Annotated in this window: 12 protein-coding genes and 1 pseudogene; 3 read left to right on the forward strand and 10 right to left on the reverse strand. The window is 52.5% G+C overall.

What is annotated here, in order from left to right; translation table 11 throughout:
* Positions 1-11: 11 nt before the first annotated feature.
* Positions 12-1,019, reverse strand: coding sequence for a LacI family DNA-binding transcriptional regulator (locus HA45_RS05575; RefSeq protein WP_100703855.1), 1,008 nt, complete (start codon positions 1,017-1,019; stop codon positions 12-14).
* Positions 1,020-1,388: 369 nt separating this feature from the next.
* On the opposite strand from HA45_RS05575, the gene HA45_RS05580 reads away from it, so the two are divergent.
* Positions 1,389-3,809, forward strand: a complete 2,421-nt coding sequence (locus HA45_RS05580; RefSeq protein ID WP_100703854.1) for a membrane-bound PQQ-dependent dehydrogenase, glucose/quinate/shikimate family — start codon at positions 1,389-1,391, stop codon at positions 3,807-3,809.
* 81 nt (positions 3,810-3,890) lie between these two features.
* On the opposite strand, the gene HA45_RS05585 is transcribed toward HA45_RS05580, so the two are convergent.
* The 9 genes and pseudogenes from HA45_RS05585 to HA45_RS05620 form a co-directional block, all read right to left on the reverse strand.
* Positions 3,891-5,063 carry a Gfo/Idh/MocA family protein gene (locus HA45_RS05585; protein WP_205960979.1) on the reverse strand — a complete coding sequence of 391 codons (1,173 nt, stop codon included), beginning with the start codon at positions 5,061-5,063 and terminating at the stop codon, positions 3,891-3,893.
* A 10-nt stretch (positions 5,064-5,073) separates the two neighbouring features.
* Positions 5,074-6,127: pseudogene (locus HA45_RS05590) on the reverse strand (sugar phosphate isomerase/epimerase family protein).
* A 68-nt stretch (positions 6,128-6,195) separates the two neighbouring features.
* Positions 6,196-7,134, reverse strand: a complete 939-nt coding sequence (locus HA45_RS05595; RefSeq protein WP_162288443.1) for a substrate-binding domain-containing protein — start codon at positions 7,132-7,134, stop codon at positions 6,196-6,198.
* Between the two features lie 214 nt (positions 7,135-7,348).
* Positions 7,349-7,960 carry a Gfo/Idh/MocA family protein gene (locus tag HA45_RS27615; protein WP_211280901.1) on the reverse strand — a complete coding sequence of 204 codons (612 nt, stop codon included), beginning with the start codon at positions 7,958-7,960 and terminating at the stop codon, positions 7,349-7,351.
* Complete coding sequence (locus HA45_RS27620; protein WP_211280902.1) at positions 7,903-8,463, reverse strand: Gfo/Idh/MocA family protein; 561 nt, start codon at positions 8,461-8,463, stop codon at positions 7,903-7,905. The genes HA45_RS27615 and HA45_RS27620 overlap by 58 nt, the downstream gene beginning before the upstream one ends.
* A gap of 10 nt (positions 8,464-8,473) precedes the next feature.
* Entirely contained in the window at positions 8,474-9,469 is a 996-nt protein-coding gene (gene iolG, locus HA45_RS05605; RefSeq protein ID WP_100703850.1) for an inositol 2-dehydrogenase, read from the reverse strand.
* 33 nt (positions 9,470-9,502) lie between these two features.
* Positions 9,503-10,495 carry a hydroxyacid dehydrogenase gene (locus HA45_RS05610; protein WP_100703849.1) on the reverse strand — a complete coding sequence of 331 codons (993 nt, stop codon included), beginning with the start codon at positions 10,493-10,495 and terminating at the stop codon, positions 9,503-9,505.
* A gap of 1 nt (position 10,496) precedes the next feature.
* Entirely contained in the window at positions 10,497-11,315 is an 819-nt protein-coding gene (locus HA45_RS05615; RefSeq protein ID WP_100703848.1) for an HpcH/HpaI aldolase family protein, read from the reverse strand.
* Between the two features lie 9 nt (positions 11,316-11,324).
* Positions 11,325-12,758, reverse strand: coding sequence for an NAD-dependent succinate-semialdehyde dehydrogenase (locus tag HA45_RS05620; RefSeq protein ID WP_100703847.1), 1,434 nt, complete (start codon positions 12,756-12,758; stop codon positions 11,325-11,327).
* 419 nt (positions 12,759-13,177) lie between these two features.
* On the opposite strand from HA45_RS05620, the gene HA45_RS05625 reads away from it, so the two are divergent.
* Positions 13,178-14,113: a MurR/RpiR family transcriptional regulator gene (locus tag HA45_RS05625; RefSeq protein ID WP_100703846.1), complete on the forward strand. Its 936-nt coding sequence runs from the start codon at positions 13,178-13,180 to the stop codon at positions 14,111-14,113.
* A 152-nt stretch (positions 14,114-14,265) separates the two neighbouring features.
* Positions 14,266-16,101 carry a 3D-(3,5/4)-trihydroxycyclohexane-1,2-dione acylhydrolase (decyclizing) gene (gene iolD, locus HA45_RS05630; protein ID WP_128598899.1) on the forward strand — a complete coding sequence of 612 codons (1,836 nt, stop codon included), beginning with the start codon at positions 14,266-14,268 and terminating at the stop codon, positions 16,099-16,101.
* Positions 16,102-16,112 lie beyond the last annotated feature (11 nt).

The following is a 16,112-nucleotide window of genomic DNA, read 5'->3' on the forward strand; positions in this document are numbered from 1 at the left end:
CTTTGTTCGCCTTACACGTTGTAAGGTGTCACTACATTCACCTTCGAAAAAAGATGGTTTTGTTCAATGACCGGTAGGAAGCCGTGAAACGTCAAAAGCGTTTGGAAAACCGTGCGTGCATCCACTCGTAGATCATGTTGAATCACCGCATTCAACTTATGGTCAGTTAAAAGGAAGCGATTTTCTTCATCAACATCATGTCCGATATAACTGACTATTTCTCGGCCAGCCTGGCGAAATGCCCTGAGTATGGCCGCATTGCCTCCGCCGACGCAGTAAACGGCCTTCAAATTAGGATAATTATTTAAGGTATTGAGCATCACATCAAAGGTCATGCCATCAACGCCATATCCTTCACTGACCCAAACAGGATTGAGTGAGGGTGCCATAAGCCTTAAACCCTGACAGAACCCCTTCACTCGCTCTTCCTCTCCCAGAAAATTCTGGCTACTTAACACCACAGCAACATCCAGTACGGCATCTTTCAGCCACTGCGACATAAGATAAGCCGCAGTCATACCCGCCACGACGTTATCCATGCCGACATAACGGAGACGTTTGCTGGCAGGTATATCGGTCACCAATGTGACGACAGGAACGCGATGTCGTTGTAGCTCTTCGATGGTATTGCTGATCAGGGGATTGTTTTCTGCTTTAAGGATGATGCCGTAACTGTCATTGGCACATTTCAGCATCAGTTTCCTCATTTCTTCCGTGCTAATGGTTTCAACACAGTGAAAACGCAAACGGAGCTGAAACGATACAAAATGGCTCATTTCGTCGATAAGTGCATCACGGACCAATCGGCTGAATCTTTCAGGTGTATGTAAAATAATATCTAAAGGTATGGTTCTGCCGGAAGCCAGGCTGGTGCGTTCCTGTAGTTCTAAATCCCTAATAGCTTGTTTTATCCGGGTTTCAGTTCTTGCATGTACCGCCCCTCTGCTATGCAGCGCGCGGTCAACTGTCGCCTTACTCACGCCAGCCTGAGCGGCGATTTGTTTCAGGGTAAACTTCATTTTGAGGTCTTTTTGAGGTCTTTAAGCTCTTTTGTTATTTAAATGTACATGATAATGTTTCGCCGCGTAACCGAAACCGCAAAAAATGACAATTGGATACTAAAAATTAATATTTCGCGCAACTGAATTGTCAATACAGACAATTGAACCAGGTTGAAAGTCATTTATTAGCCTTGGTTTTTACGCGTGTATTTTAGAGTCCAATGGCCACTTTATTCAAAACCTTAACTCCTTAATTCATTTTAAAGGAGCGAGCCCCTATGGGCCTTATTTAATCAATAATTTTAGGCAGGAAGCAACAAGAGCAATAATCGCTTTAAATACTCTCTTCAATAAAAGCTGGATTTTTAACGCAAGGGTTAACTGAAAATGAAAAGTAGTACGTCAATTTTCACAAAAATAGTGGGGATATTTCTACTGATCCTCGGGCTGGCTTTAGCGGGTGGTGGCGCTTATTTAATCAGTCTTGGCGGTTCATGGTTTTATTTACCTGCTGGACTGGCTATGGCCGTATGTGGCGTTGGATTTTTCCGCGCTAAAGCCTGGACATTCTATCTGTCCTTAGCCTTGCTGGTCTGCAGCCTCATTTGGGCATTTGCAGAGGTCGGTACCGATTTCTGGCAACTGGTTCCGCGCACCGTTGCGTTCCTTGTTGTATTCATATTGGCTGCAATATGTTCGCCCGTTCTCACTAATAAAGTTGGCCGCCCTGCTCTGCCTAAAATGGCTTCGGTCATCGTGTCACTGGTCGCCATTGTTTCACTCGTTGCCATCTTCGCTAGCATGTTCCGCGTACATCCGGAAGTCGAAGCGGATGCCAGCGCGGGTCCGGCAAAAGTTATCGACCAGGCAGCAGAAGACAATAGTGGCGATGACTGGACCGCGTGGGGCCGCAATACCCTGGGACAGCGCTTCGCACAGTTCAAACAAATCAATACCACCAACGTTAAGGATCTAAAAGTCGCCTGGACTTATCGCACCGGTGACCTTGCGATTGATGGCGCTGAATATCAAACGACACCATTGAAAGTGGGTGACACGATGTATATGTGTACGCCGCTTAGCAAGGTGATTGCGATTGACGCCACAACGGGCAAAGAGAAGTGGCGCTTTGATCCACAAGCCAAAGTCTTTGAAAGCGACAAAGGCTGGAAGCGATGCCGTGGGGTGGGCTATGCCGATCTCGACCAGTTGCCGGCTAATAATCAAACCCCTGGCGGGATTGCCGCAACGCCGGTTTCCCCTGCTGCGACCTGTCGCAAACGCATCATTGAAACCACCATTGATGCCCGCATCGTGGCGCTGGATGCCGAAACCGGAAAACTCTGTGAAGACTTTGGCAACGGCGGTTACGTCGATCTGACGCTGAACATGCCGGCTGATGCCAAAGGCGGCCAGCAGGGTAGCTATAACGTGACCTCCGCGCCACTGGTGGCCGATGGCGTGATCATGGTGGGAGGCCGTCTGAACGATAACCTCACCATTGGCGAGCCTGGCGGCGTGGTACGTGGATATGATGTGGTCAGTGGCAAAATTCTTTGGGCCTGGGATGCGAAACGCGGTGCCAGCGACAGTACTCCGCTGCCAGCCGGCGAGACCTACCCACTTGAAACGCCTAACTTCTGGGGCACGGCCGCTTACGATCCAAAACTGGGTCTGGCTTATTTCCCGACGGGCAACCAGACGCCTGACTTCTGGACCGGCAACCGCCATCCGTACTCTAATGAGTATAACGATGCCGTCGTAGCCGTCGATCTGAAAACCGGCAAGGAGCGTTGGCACTTCCGCACCGCCAACATTGACCAGTATGACTACGACGTTTCGTCTCAACCCATTTTGTTTGACCTGCCAGGCAAAGATGGTCAGAAAACACCCGTACTCATTCAGCTGACCAAGCGCGGTGAAATCTTCGTGCTGGATCGCCGTACGGGTCAACCTGTTATCCCGGTTGAAAATCGTAAAGTTCCAACCGATGTCATGCCGGGTATGCAAGTGGCCGATACCCAACCGTTCTCTGCGATTTCTGTGGGTACCACGCCGCTTAAAGAGAGCGATATGTGGGGCGCATCAATCTTTGATCAGCTCTACTGCCGTATTCAGTTCAAGCAAATGCGTAGCGAAGGGCCGTTCACTCCAATTACGGATAAACAACGTACGCTGATTTATCCAGGCTATTACGGTGGCTTTAACTGGGGTGGTGGCGCACTGGATATGTCTACCGGCACGTTGATCGTCAACGATATTCGTATGGCGCAGTGGGGACAGTTCATTAAGCGTGAAGAAGCCGATCGCCGTGGCCTGAAAGCCACAACTGAAGGTGAATACTCTGAACAGTTAGGTACCCCTTGGGGTGTAGAACGCGGGATGTTTATGTCACCACTGGGCGTACCGTGCTTTAAACCACCGTTTGGTTCTATGACGGCAATCGATCTGACCACCGGTAAAACCCGTTGGCAGGTACCGGTTGGCACCATTAAAGATGCACCGATTCATGGTGTTGCTCCAGGCTTGTCAATCCCTCTGGGCATGCCAACCATGGGTGGTCCATTGGTGACCAAAGGTGGCTTGACCTTCTTCCACGGTTCACTGGATTACTTTGTGCGTGCTTTCGATAACAACACCGGTAAAGAGTTGTGGCGTGGTCAACTGCCGGTTGGCGGTCAGGGCGCTCCAATGACTTACATGGGTAAAGACGGTAAGCAATACATGGTCGTGGTGGCAGGGGGTGCAACTCGCACCGGCACTAATGACAACCGTGGCGATTACGTTATCGCCTACGCGCTTCCTTGATCTATATAACGAATCGCGGATAAAACTAAGCCGGGCATGCTGATTAAGCTGCCCGGCTTTTTTATTGATCAATCATCGCGGTCAGTTGTATTTCGGAGTCTTCCAGACAGTACCCTGTTCATGGCTGTCGACCACGGCTTCAACAAACGCCACGCCTTTTAGCCCGTCATAAATCTGCGGCACGGCCGCACCGATGCCGTGAATCTCACGTTGCTGGTCACGCGCGCGCAACGCTGAAGCAAAACCGCTGTACAGGTTAGTGAAAGCTTCGATGTAACCTTCAGGGTGTCCCGGCGGGGTGCGAGTGCGCGCTTTCGTCAGTGCAGACAGGTCATCCCGACCGCGTTTAATGATCTGGGTATAGCCTTCCAGCGCGGTAAATATCAGCTCATTGGGCTGTTCCTGTGACCACATCAGGCTGCCCGTTTCGCCAAATACCCGCAGACGCAGTGCGTTCGAACAGCCAATCGCGACTTGCGATGACCAGAGTAGTCCACGCGCGCCGCCTTCATAGCGAATCATGACGTGTGCATTGTCATCCAGGGCCCGGCCTTCAACGAAGGTGGCAAGATCGGCCATCACGCTTTCTGCTTTCAGACCGGTCACGTAGCCCGCCAGATGATAGGCATGCGTTCCAATATCGCCGATAGAACCGCCACGACCATTCTTCTTCGGATCGACGCGCCAGGCTGCCTGCTGATTGTTCTTCAGCTCCACACCGGTTGCCATCCACTCCAGCGGATATTCCACCTGTACGGTACGCACTTTGCCAATCAACCCCTCAGCCACGCGATGACGCGCTTCCATGATCAGGGGATAACCGGAATAGGTATACGTGACGCCAAGAAAACCACCGGTGGATTTCACGACTTCTGCCAGGGCTTCTGCGTCATCCAGCGTGGAAGTCAGCGGCTTTTCGCAGATCACATCAATGCCTGCCTCAAGAAAAGCGCGCGCAATCGGGAAATGCGTGAAGTTCGGGGTGCAAATGGCCACCACATCCACGCCATCTTCCCGCGCACTTTCAGCGGCTACCATTGCGGTGTAGTCATTATAAGAACGATCGGCGGCAATATGATTTTGCGCGGCAAAAGCGTGCCCCCGTTCAGCATTCACGTCAAATGCACCGGCGACCAGTTCGTATTCATTATCCAGGCGTGAAGCAAAACGGTGGATACCGCCAATGTAAGCGCCCTCACCGCCACCAATCATTCCCAGACGGATGCGGCGCCCTTGCAGAGATGACTTACTCATGACTTTCTCCTTAAATTCCCAGAATTTTTTTGTTCAGTGACTGATCGGCATACGACTTACAGAAGTCATCAAACGATTTGCCGGTGACGCGGATAATATGCTCGTCAATGAACTGCGCCCCTTCGCGCGCGCCGTCTTCAGAGTTTTTGAAGCAGCATTCCCATTCAAGCACCGCCCAGCCATCAAAATCGTAACCGGTAAGTTTCGAGAAAATGGCGCCGAAGTCGGTTTGCCCGTCGCCAGGGGAACGGAAACGACCAGCGCGGCTGGTCCACGGCTGATAACCGCCGTAGGCTCCGGTTTTACCGTTAGGGCGAAACTCGGCGTCTTTGACGTGGAAGGCTTTAATGCGCTCATGGTAGTGATCGATATAGGTGAGATAATCGATACCCTGCAGGACCAGGTGGCTCGGGTCGTACATGATGTTACAACGCGAATGATTGCCGGTTTTTTCCAGGAAGCGTTCGAAGGTCAAGCCATCGTGTAAATCTTCTGTCGGATGGATTTCGTAGCATAGATCGATGCCCTGCTCGTCATAGGCATTGAGAATCGGCGTCCAGCGCCGCGCCAGCTCGTTGAACCCCTCATCGATCAATCCTTCAGGCCACTGCGGGTACGGGTAAAGATAAGGCCACAACAACGTACCGGAAAACGTCACATGTTTATTCAGACCAAAACGACGAGAAGCTCTGGCAGCCAGATACAGCTGCTCGGTTGCCCATGCCTGACGCCCTTCAGGATTATTGCGTACTTCGGCGGGAGCAAAGCTATCTGCCGGCAAGTCGAACGCCGGATGGAGCGCCACTAACTGGCCCTGCAAATGGCTGGCGAGATCGGTTAACGTCAGATCATGCTCACTCAGCACGCCCAGAATTTCATCTACGTAGGTCTGGCTTTCCGCCGCTTTACGCAGGTCAATTAATCGTGTGTCCCAACTCGGGATCTCTACCCCTTTAAACCCCTTTTTCTGCCGCCCAGCCCGCCATCCCTGCCAGCGTGTTAAAAGGCGCACTGTCTCCCGCAAACTGCGCAAGAAAAACGCCAGGACCTTTAATCGTCTTCATAACCACTCCCGATTGAAAAAAATGCACCTGCGACTGCACAGGTGCGAATGACACAGAAAGAAAAGTGCTTAATTGGTCAGAAATTTCTGGTAGTTCTGCGGCGTAACCAGCTGGAATGGAATGAAGTTAATGTCCTGCAGTTTTTCGCCCTTGGCGGCTTTCTCCGCCATGTCCACGGCGCCATAGGCTTGCGTTTTCGCGTCCTGGAAAACGGTGACCGTTAACATGCCGGTTTTGATCGCTTGCAGACCGTTCGGACCGCCATCGGTACCACCAACCAAAATATCTTTACCAATATTCAGGCCGTTGCTCTTGATGGCCATCGCAGCACCTATCGCCATTTCGTCCGCATTCGCGGAGAGGATGTCAATTTTCTGACCGGTCAGGATCCAGTTGTTCATCAGATTCATGCCATCTTCGCGCATCCATTTCGCGGTATCTTCTAAGACCACATGCATATTGGGATGCTTAGCAATCACCTCTTTGGCGCCCTGAGTTCTGAAACGGGTGGCATCGTTACTCAGCAGCCCTTTCATAATCGCCACATTGACGTCTTTGCGGTCTTTGACCATTTCGGCGAGATAGCCCATTTGCAGACGCCCTGCTTCCACTTCATCGCTGCCGATATAACTCACACCGTTACCCATTTTTGAATCTGCTGGCATACGGTTGAGATATATAATCGGAATATTGGCCTTGCGTGCCGCTTCGGACATATTTTTTGTGCCCTGCGTATCTACCGGGTTAACAATAATGACATCCACTTTGGCACTAATAAAACTTTGAACCTGGCTTAATTGTTTATCAACCGCGCCCTGTCCATCTTCAAACTGGACTTTCATATCGGGGTATTGCTTAGCGTGTTCAATAATATATCCCCTCAGGCGTGAGAGAAATACATCATCCATTTGGGCAATACTGACACCCACTTGTACGGCGAATACCGACGGACTGATCGAGAGTAGTGTTAAACAGAGTAAGATGATTTTTTCATGTTGGCCTTCCACAATAGTCGTTAATGTCAGCTCGAAGCTGATGCGATGATTTTATTATTTACTGCTATTACGTAGGGTTTATTGCTACTGCTACGACTGATAATGCTGCCGGGCTATATTACGCGTTAGGAATTAGACTTAATTAAAGCGACTTATTTTATCGACATGCTAAATAGTTGAGGCATCCAGCCTCGCGAGGGCGTCCTGCCATCTCACCTCTACGTGATTACAGTGAGACCCAGCTGCGCTCTTTAGAGGACACCAATGAGGCATCCACCAGCTTCTGGATCTCGTAAGCTTCTTTAAAATCGGGCCCAGTTGCCTGACCGCGTTCGATTGACTGGATAAACTCCAGCATTTCGATGGTTTTCAGATCGTTAAAACCAATCTGATGGCCGGGTGCGGGGCAGAACAGCCCATAAGGCGCATGTTCAGGGCCTGCAACAATAGTGCGGAACCCATTGCTGCCTTCACGTTCACTGAACTGGAAGAACTGCAGTTCGTTAAAGCGCTCCTGATTAAATATCAATGAACCGCGCGTACCGGTGATTTCGAAACCCAGCTGCATCTTATGACCAGAGGCAACCCAGTTCGCTTCAATATGACCGGCACAGCCACGCGCAAATTTCACTGTCAGACGGGCGATATCATCCACTTCTACCGGCTTTAACACGCTTGAACCCGCCTGTTCCGGACGGGCTTTGACCACCGTATCGAGATCGGCAAACAGCTCAGTAATCGGGCCTAATAAGAAACGCGCCATGCCCAGAATATGACTGCCTAAATCAGCCACCGCACCTGCGCCACCCGTGGGGTCAAGTCGCCACGACCATGGCACCTGAGGCTGGTCATGAAATCTTCTGCGTGTATGCCCCGGAAGCCGGTAATGTCGCCCAATTCACCCGCCGCAATCAGTTCTTTGGCGTGTTTGAGTAACGGGTTTTTGACATAGTTGAACCCCACCTGCGTGACCACACCTGCTTTTTCTGCGGCACGATACATCTCTTCGGCGATGGCACTGTTCGGCGCTAAAGGCTTCTCACAGTGCACGTGCTTCCCTGCCGCAATCGCCGCAAGAGATTGTTCAGCGTGGAATCGATTGGGCGAGGTGATGGAGATAACATCGATCTCAGGATCATCAATCAAGTCCTGCCATTGCGTGGTCCAGCGCTGGAAACCGTATTGCGCTGCTGCCTTTTCAGCCGCGGCGCCATCAATATCCGCCACGCTGATCAACACCGGCTGCACTTCTCCCGAAAATGACGCGGCAGCTCGCCACGCCATCGCGTGTGATTTGCCCATAAAACCTGTTCCGATTAATCCCACTCCAAGCTTGCGCATGGCATTCTCCTTAGTTGAGCTTCACTACCGCATGCGTATCCGCCGACAACTGCGCCGCATCCGCCAGTCGTAACGCCTGGCAACCATCAAACACGGTGGATGGCAAGTCAGTGCCATCTTTAATCGCACTGATAAACGCCTCCATTTCGAGACGATAAGCATCGGTGTAACGTTGCATAAAGAAATTCAGCAGCGGTCCGCGCGTTTCGGTTTGTTCGGCACTGTAATGACGCACGGTGGTTTCCCGTATGTTGTCATTCAACAACATGCCCGCTGAACCAAACACTTCCATACGCTGGTCATAACCGTATACCGCCTGACGGCTGCAGTTGATTTGACACTGCTTACCCGAAGCGGTACGCATCTGCACCATCACCGTGTCATAGTCACCGAGCGCCTCCAGCGAGGGTTCAAACAGGCGGCTGCCGACAGCAAAAATCTCAGTCGGTTCTTCTCCCAGAATCCAGCGTGCGAGGTCAAAATCATGGATCACCATGTCACGGAAAATACCGCCGGAGGTTTGCAGATAGCCTAACGGGGCCAGACCCGGATCGCGGCTACAGATCATCACCTGATGAAGATCGCCGATGTCCCCCCTTTGAATGCGCTGTTTGATTTCAGTAAAACCCGGATCAAAGCGTCGATTAAAGCCCAGCATGACTTTTTTACGCTGCTCTCCTAAGGCTTCTTCCGCCGCAACCGCTTTACGGATATCCAAATCCACGGGCTTTTCACACAGCACCGCTTTACCCGCTTTGGCGGCGGCGAGCATCAGTTCAACGTGGGTGTTCGTCGGCGTGCCAATGATTACAGCATCAATATCCGGGTTGTTAATGGCCTCAAGCGGATCGGCGATGGCAATGCCACCCCAGGTGGCAGCCAGTGACTGCGCATTGCTGATAAAAGGATCGGCGATGGCAACCAGCGTGGCGTCTTTGTGGCGCGCGACGTTCGCTGCATGCACTTGTCCGATACGGCCGGCACCGAGAATGGCGATTCTGACCATGGAATACTCCCGTAGAGAGGTAATTTATTGTTGTTAAGGTAATTGGTTCATCAGGTCATGCAGGGCGAGTACCTGCTGATTAACCACCAGTTTTGCATCCAGACTTCCGTTAAAGAAGTTCACGATGTTTTCGGCTGCGGACACTGACATACGCATCGCCGCCTCCTCTGTGAGACCGGCAGTGTGCGGCGTAAGGATCAGGCGATCGCTGTGTTGCAGCAGTGCAGCATTCAGGTCCGCCGGTTCCGCTTTGAGCACATCGAGTCCGGCGCCACCGAGATGATTCTGTGATAGCGATTCGGCCAACGCATCCTCATCGACGATCCCCCCCCGCGCGGTATTGATCAGCATGGCGCCGGGCTTCATCAATGCCAGCTCCTCGCGACCAATCAACGGCTTCTCTCCGCTGAGCGGCAAATGCACGGTCACTGCATCGGCGGTTTGCAAACCGGTTTGAATGTCCGAGACGCGCTGAACATTCTGCTGCTGAAAAACCTCATCCGGGAGATACGGATCGTATGCCACCACCTTCATGCGGAAGCTTTGCGCCAGCCGGGCAACTTCCCGGCCAATACGGCCAAATCCCAGGATAAACAGCGTGCGGTGCGCGATCTCAACGGCTGAGAAGCTGTTGCGACGGTTCCACTCTCCCGCGCGAATACCACTGTCGAAATAGGTAATACGCTTGGCCAGAGCCAGCAGCACAGACAACGTATGCTCAGCAACCGACAGCGAATTCACGTCACCCACAATCGTCAGAGGGATATTGCGTTCGGTCAGAGCCTCGACATCCACAGAGTCATAACCGACGCCGTGACGTGAAACGACTTTGAGATTGGGTGCAGCCGCAATTTCCTTTGCCGTCAGCGGCTGAGTGCGGATCAGCAGCGCGTCGGCATTTGTCAGATAAGGGGCATAACTCTCCACGCTGACTTCTTGTACCTGAGTCAGGGTGATGCCCTCGGCTTGACGCAAAATTGCCAGCCCGGCTTCATGAATTTTTCCAGCAACCAGTACATGTGGCATATCAGTATCCCCCTGTCTGCGTGGAACGCTTGTCTACTGATTGCCCTTCATTCAACTCTCTGAACTGCTGAATGCTGGCGGTCGCCGCTGAGCGTAATAGCTGGACATCGTTGGACACCGTCACCAAATCAAAGCCCCACTCCGCTGCCTTAGCGGCATACGCAGCTGAACCGTTGTGCAGTCCCGCTTTTTTGCCGGCTCGATGCGCAACGTCAACAATGTGTTTTATCGCATCGACGATTTCCGGTTCGTCACGGTCAAATCCGGTACGGTATTTTCGCCCGGTCAAACCCAGGGTCAGATCCGCCGGACCAATGTAAACGCCGTCCAGACCGGGCGTCGCCACGATGGCTTCAAGATTATTGAAGGCTTCTGCCGTTTCGATCATGGCAAAGCACACTACGTGATCATCAGCATATTGACCGTAATCCGCGCCCTCCGCGATGGAGACGCGCGTCGGGCCAAAACTGCGGCTGCCGGACGGGGGATAGCGCACAAAGGAGACCAGCTGCTGTGCCTGTTCGGCAGTATTCACCATCGGACAGATCACGCCCCAGGCGCCCGCATCCAGTGCTTTCATGATGATGCCCGGCTCAAGCCATGGCACGCGAACCATCGGAGCAACACCGCTGGCACGCATGGCCTGCAACATGGTTTTGGCCTCGTCATAACCGACAAAACCGTGTTGCAAATCGATAGTCAGAGAATCATAGCCCTGCTGGGCCATAATCTCGGCGCTGAACGCATTACCGATGCTCAACCAGCCGTTCAACACGGTTTTGTTTTCGTTCCAGCGCGTTTTGATGTTATTGAGTTTCATCCCTGCTCCTTACACTACGATCTGGGCTAATTTGACGTTCATATAGTCGTGAATGCCTTCGCTACCGCCTTCACGCCCCATTCCGCTGGCTTTGATGCCGCCGAACGGCACTTCTGCCGCAGCCAGCGCATAGCTGTTGATGCCCACCATGCCGGATTCGAGTTTGGCTACGGCTTCGCGAATACGTGCCGGATCTCGGGTAAAGGCGTAAGCGGATAATGCGAAAGAGGAGTTATTGACGCGTGCCCACAAATCTTCATGGTCAGTAAACGAAGTGATGGCGGCAATCGGGCCAAAGTTCTCTTCGGCAATCGCCAGTGCATCGTCGGGTACGTTGGCCAGCACGGTGGGGGCATAGAAGTAACCGCCATTGATATCAAGGCGATGACCGCCCGTGACCACTTTTGCACCTTTATCACGTGCATCTGCGACTATGGCCTCAATAGCCTGCAGGCGACGGGGGTTGATCAGCGGGCCCATTCCCGTGCCTTCTTCCTGGCCATAACCTACTTTGATCTTGTTGGTGCGATTGGCAAACCCTTCAACAAAGGCCTCATACAGACTTTCGTGAACGTAGAAGCGGTCAGCGGTGACACAAACCTGTCCGCAGTTGGCAAATTTCGTCGCCACTGACAGGTCCAGAGCCTTTTCAAGATCGGCATCGTCAAACACGATCACCGGGGCATTACCGCCCAACTCCATGCTCAATCGTTTAATCGTGGCCGCCGAGTCGCGGATCATCTGCTGGCCGAGTTGGGTTGAGCCCGTGAGTGATACTTTCTTCACCACCGGAGAGGAGATTAAAGGCTCGTAGGTATCGGCTGTTGGCCCTACGACCAGGTTGGCAACACCAGCAGGAAGACCGGCTTTACGCAGGCACTCAAAGATCAGCATGGCGGAGCCCGGCACTTCGTTAGAAGGACGCAGTACCACGGTACAGCCCGCCGCCAGCGCGGGAGCCAGTTTTCGTGCCACCAGCACCACCGGAAAATTCCATGCAGTAAAGGCTGCCACCACGCCCACAGCCTCATGCGTCACTTCGCACCGGCCACCCGGTACGCGACTTTCAACGACACGACCATAAATACGACGCGCCTCTTCGGCATACCAGACGAACTGATCGATGGACAATTCCCACTCACGCCTGGCCTGGGCAACCGGCTTACCGCTCTCTTTGGAGATGGTGAGAGCCGCGTTGGCGGTGGCAGCGACCATTTCACGTGCAACGGCCTGTAATAAGTCCGCGCGCAGCCACGCTTGGGTGTTTTTCCAGCCTTCAAGGGAACGCTCAGCACTGGCCAATGCGGCCAGGGTATCTTCAGCCGAAGCCGCGGGAATGGTTCCCAACAGTTGCCCATTACCCGGATCGGTCACCCGGACCGGTTCTTTGCCGTTACCTCGACTCCACTTGCCATCAATAAACTGTCCAAAATTGTCGTACATGGTTAACTACTCCTTTGGCATCTAAATCGGGCCCGGCTAAAACGCCTTGCTGGCCTGAATGAGCTGGCGATTGCTTATCGCTTAAGCGGGATAAGAACCCTGGATAAGCACTGATGATTGCAATAGTAGGATCACAGCAACAAAAATTGCAATATGAGCCATTTCATCCTAAAAACTTTTAGGAATGAAATTTATATTGCATAGAATCAATGAGTTATGATGTGTTTCGATAACTTGCGTCAGTGCAGAGAGAGAAATTTAAAATGAATTCTTAGAGTGCTATCACAAAAATCGTGAAGATATTTTCCATCGTCGCAACGAATGCGTTAGAACTAGTTGCATGGAAGTTCTTATTGCAATTTTTATTGCGAAAGACAGTTTGAAATTCAGAAAGGCAATGCTTTAGAGGTGTGCCGAACATGACGAAAGTAAGCAAAATTAAGTCGGCTGCCCCTCCCTTGCCGCATGAAACGTATGAGCAGGTCGTTAACGATATTTCAGAGCGATATGCAAAGTTATCCGAACGTCACAAACAGGCGGCGCGTTATATCACGCAAAACCCAAATACTGTCGCGCTCGAATCGATCAATGCGGTTGCCGCAAAATGTGGCTTGCACCCTTCTGTGCTGGTGCGCTTTGCCCAGGTTTTTGGTTACAGCGGCTTTAAGCAAATGCAAAGCGTGTTTCAGTCACGTCTGGCCACCGCTGCCCCAGGCTATAACGAGCGGATTAATGCGCTGGAAGCTGATTTACAGAAGAACGAACAAAAAGGCAGTGCGGGTTTCCTGCAAAGCCTGGTGATCCGCGATATCGCAACATTGCAGGAGCTGCTGCAGAACGTGACGGAAGCTGACCTCGATCACGCCGCCAGCCTGCTAAAAGATGCCGACACCATTTATCTGATTGGTCAGCTGCGTTCAGAACCAATTGCGATGCTGTTGCGCTATCTGTTTACCATGTTAAATCGCAGAGTAGTGCTGCTCGATGCCGCTGGCGGGCTGGCGCCGCAGATGGCAAAAAATATGCGTGACAATGACGTGCTGATGGCCATTTCCTTCCGTCATTATGCAAAAGAAGTCATCGCGATAGCGGATGAGGTGCACGCCAGAGGTTTGCCGATTATCGCCATTACCGACAGTACGCTGTCGCCGCTAGCGAAAAATGCGCGGGTTTTATTTACGGTGCCAGAAGAAGAGTACAGCTTCTCACGTTCACTGGCCGCACCGGTTTGCCTTGCGCAGAGTATTGCCATGGCGCTGGCGAGTGCGATGCATCCAGAAAAAACGCAGCCGCGCATTGAAACAATTACAGAACGGGAACAGGCAGATTTAACGCGTAAACGCTCCCGCGCTTAATAGGTAACAAAGTTATCTCTTATCCCTTGCTGGGGAGGGATAACTGCATGCTGAATTTGCAACTTTTATTGCCACTTTATCCATCAGGCAAATAACGTTGTTGATAGAAACCATGATGCTGTTATTAGCGTCCCATAAGAGTGAGTGACATTATGGCTACCATTCGTTGCACAACAGCTCAGGCGATTGTTCGCTACCTGAGCAATCAGTTTACGGAAGTGGACGGGAAACGCGTTCCATTGTTTCCTGGGGTCTATGGAATTTTTGGCCACGGCAACGTGACCTGCCTGGGTGAGGCACTTGAAGCCGTGCAAGATACGTTGCCCACCTGGCGAGGTCAGAATGAACAGTCGATGGCTTTTGCCGCCGTTGGCTTCGCCAAAGCCATGGTACGTCGTCAAATTATGGTGGTTACCGCGTCGATTGGTCCGGGAACCACCAATCTGCTGACGGCCGCAGGCGTGGCGCACACCAGCCGTTTGCCGGTGCTGATGATTTGCGGTGACAGTTTTGCGCGCCGTGTACCCGATCCGGTCATGCAACAGGTCGAGCATTTCAATGACCCAACGCAAACCGTCAACGATGCATTCAAAGCGGTGACGCGCTATTGGGATCGCATCACCTGGCCTGAGCAGATTCTCTCCTCCTTGCCGCAAGCTGTCGCCACCATGCTCGATCCGGGCGACTGCGGTCCTGCATTTATTGGCGTGTGCCAGGACGTGCAGGAAATGGCTTATGACTATCCCGAAGCCTTCTTCCAACCGCGCGTGCACAGCATGCCGCGCCCGCGTCCCGATACACAGCTGCTGGCTCGCGCCAAAGAGACCTTGCTGCGCGCTAAGCGCCCTCTGATCATTTCAGGCGGCGGCGTGCGTTACTCGCAGGCAGAACAGGCGCTGGAGCAGTTCGCGCAGGCCCATGGCATTCCGGTGGTGGAAACCATTGCCGGTAAAGGGGCATTTACCCACGATCATCCGCTGCACATGGGACCGGTTGGCATTCTGGGGTCAACCTCGGCCAATGAACTGGCAGGCAATGCGGATGTCATTATTGCCGTTGGCACACGCCTGATGGACTTTGTCACCGGATCCTGGACGGTATTCGATGACAACGCGCAGTTTATTGCGCTAAACGCCGCACGTTTTGATGCGCACAAACACCGGGCGATTCCGCTGGTGTGTGACGCGCGTGAAGGTCTGATTGAACTGGATGCGGCACTGAAGGGATGGAAGGTTGACAGCAGCTGGCTCGAACGCGGCCGCAAAGCCTTTGCCGGATGGAATGATCTGATTGCATCGCGTCAGGAACGCACGCAAACCGCAGGCGATCCCACTTACGCGCAGGTTATCGGCGTAGTCAACGCGCAGGCAGCCCCCGAAGATTACATCATCAGCGCTGCGGGTGGCTTACCTGGCGAGCTGGTCAAAGGCTGGAAGGTCAAAAATCCAGGCACCTTTGACTGTGAGTTTGGTTTCTCCTGTATGGGGTATGAACTGTCCGCGGGCTGGGGCGTGGCGATGGCCGAACAGGACCGTGATGTGTTCGTCATGATTGGCGACGGCACCTACATGATGATGAATTCTGACATCTACTCCAGCGTGCTTTCTGGTCATAAATTCATTTTGATCGTATGTGACAACGGCGGTTATGCGGTGATCAATCGCCTGCAAAATGCCAAAGGCGGCGCATCCTTTAATAACCTATTAAAAGACTGCCGCGTTCAGGAACCCTTCCCTGTTGATTTCGTTGCCAATGCGCAATCAATGGGTGCGCTGGCACGCAAAGTGAACTCGCTGGATGAATTGCAGGAGGCGATCGTTTGGGCGAAAGCGAACGATCGCACTACGGTGCTTACGCTGACCACCAATGCCTTTGACTGGACACCGGGTGATGCCTGGTGGGATGTCGGTGTGCCAGAAGTGAGCGCACGTGAAAGTGTCAATCAGGCCCGCGAAGAGCACGTTGCGGGTCGTAAAATCAACGCGTAGGCATTTAACAG

The sequence above is a fragment of the Pantoea rodasii genome, assembly GCF_002095465.1.
GTDB lineage: Bacteria > Pseudomonadota > Gammaproteobacteria > Enterobacterales > Enterobacteriaceae > Pantoea > Pantoea rodasii.

Bases quoted from the DNA above. Each gene is read 5' to 3' on its own strand.
- iolG (WP_100703850.1), bottom strand. From the start codon at position 9,469: ATGGTCAGAATCGCCATTCTCGGTGCCGGCCGTATCGGACAAGTGCAT.
- HA45_RS27620 (WP_211280902.1), bottom strand. From the start codon at position 8,463: ATGCGCAAGCTTGGAGTGGGATTAATCGGAACAGGTTTTATGGGCAAA.
- HA45_RS05620 (WP_100703847.1), bottom strand. From the start codon at position 12,758: ATGTACGACAATTTTGGACAGTTTATTGATGGCAAGTGGAGTCGAGGT.
- HA45_RS05610 (WP_100703849.1), bottom strand. From the start codon at position 10,495: ATGCCACATGTACTGGTTGCTGGAAAAATTCATGAAGCCGGGCTGGCA.
- HA45_RS05580 (WP_100703854.1), top strand. From the start codon at position 1,389: ATGAAAAGTAGTACGTCAATTTTCACAAAAATAGTGGGGATATTTCTA.
- iolD (WP_128598899.1), top strand. From the start codon at position 14,266: ATGGCTACCATTCGTTGCACAACAGCTCAGGCGATTGTTCGCTACCTG.
- HA45_RS05575 (WP_100703855.1), bottom strand. From the start codon at position 1,019: ATGAAGTTTACCCTGAAACAAATCGCCGCTCAGGCTGGCGTGAGTAAG.
- HA45_RS05585 (WP_205960979.1), bottom strand. From the start codon at position 5,063: ATGAGTAAGTCATCTCTGCAAGGGCGCCGCATCCGTCTGGGAATGATT.
- HA45_RS05615 (WP_100703848.1), bottom strand. From the start codon at position 11,315: ATGAAACTCAATAACATCAAAACGCGCTGGAACGAAAACAAAACCGTG.
- HA45_RS05625 (WP_100703846.1), top strand. From the start codon at position 13,178: ATGACGAAAGTAAGCAAAATTAAGTCGGCTGCCCCTCCCTTGCCGCAT.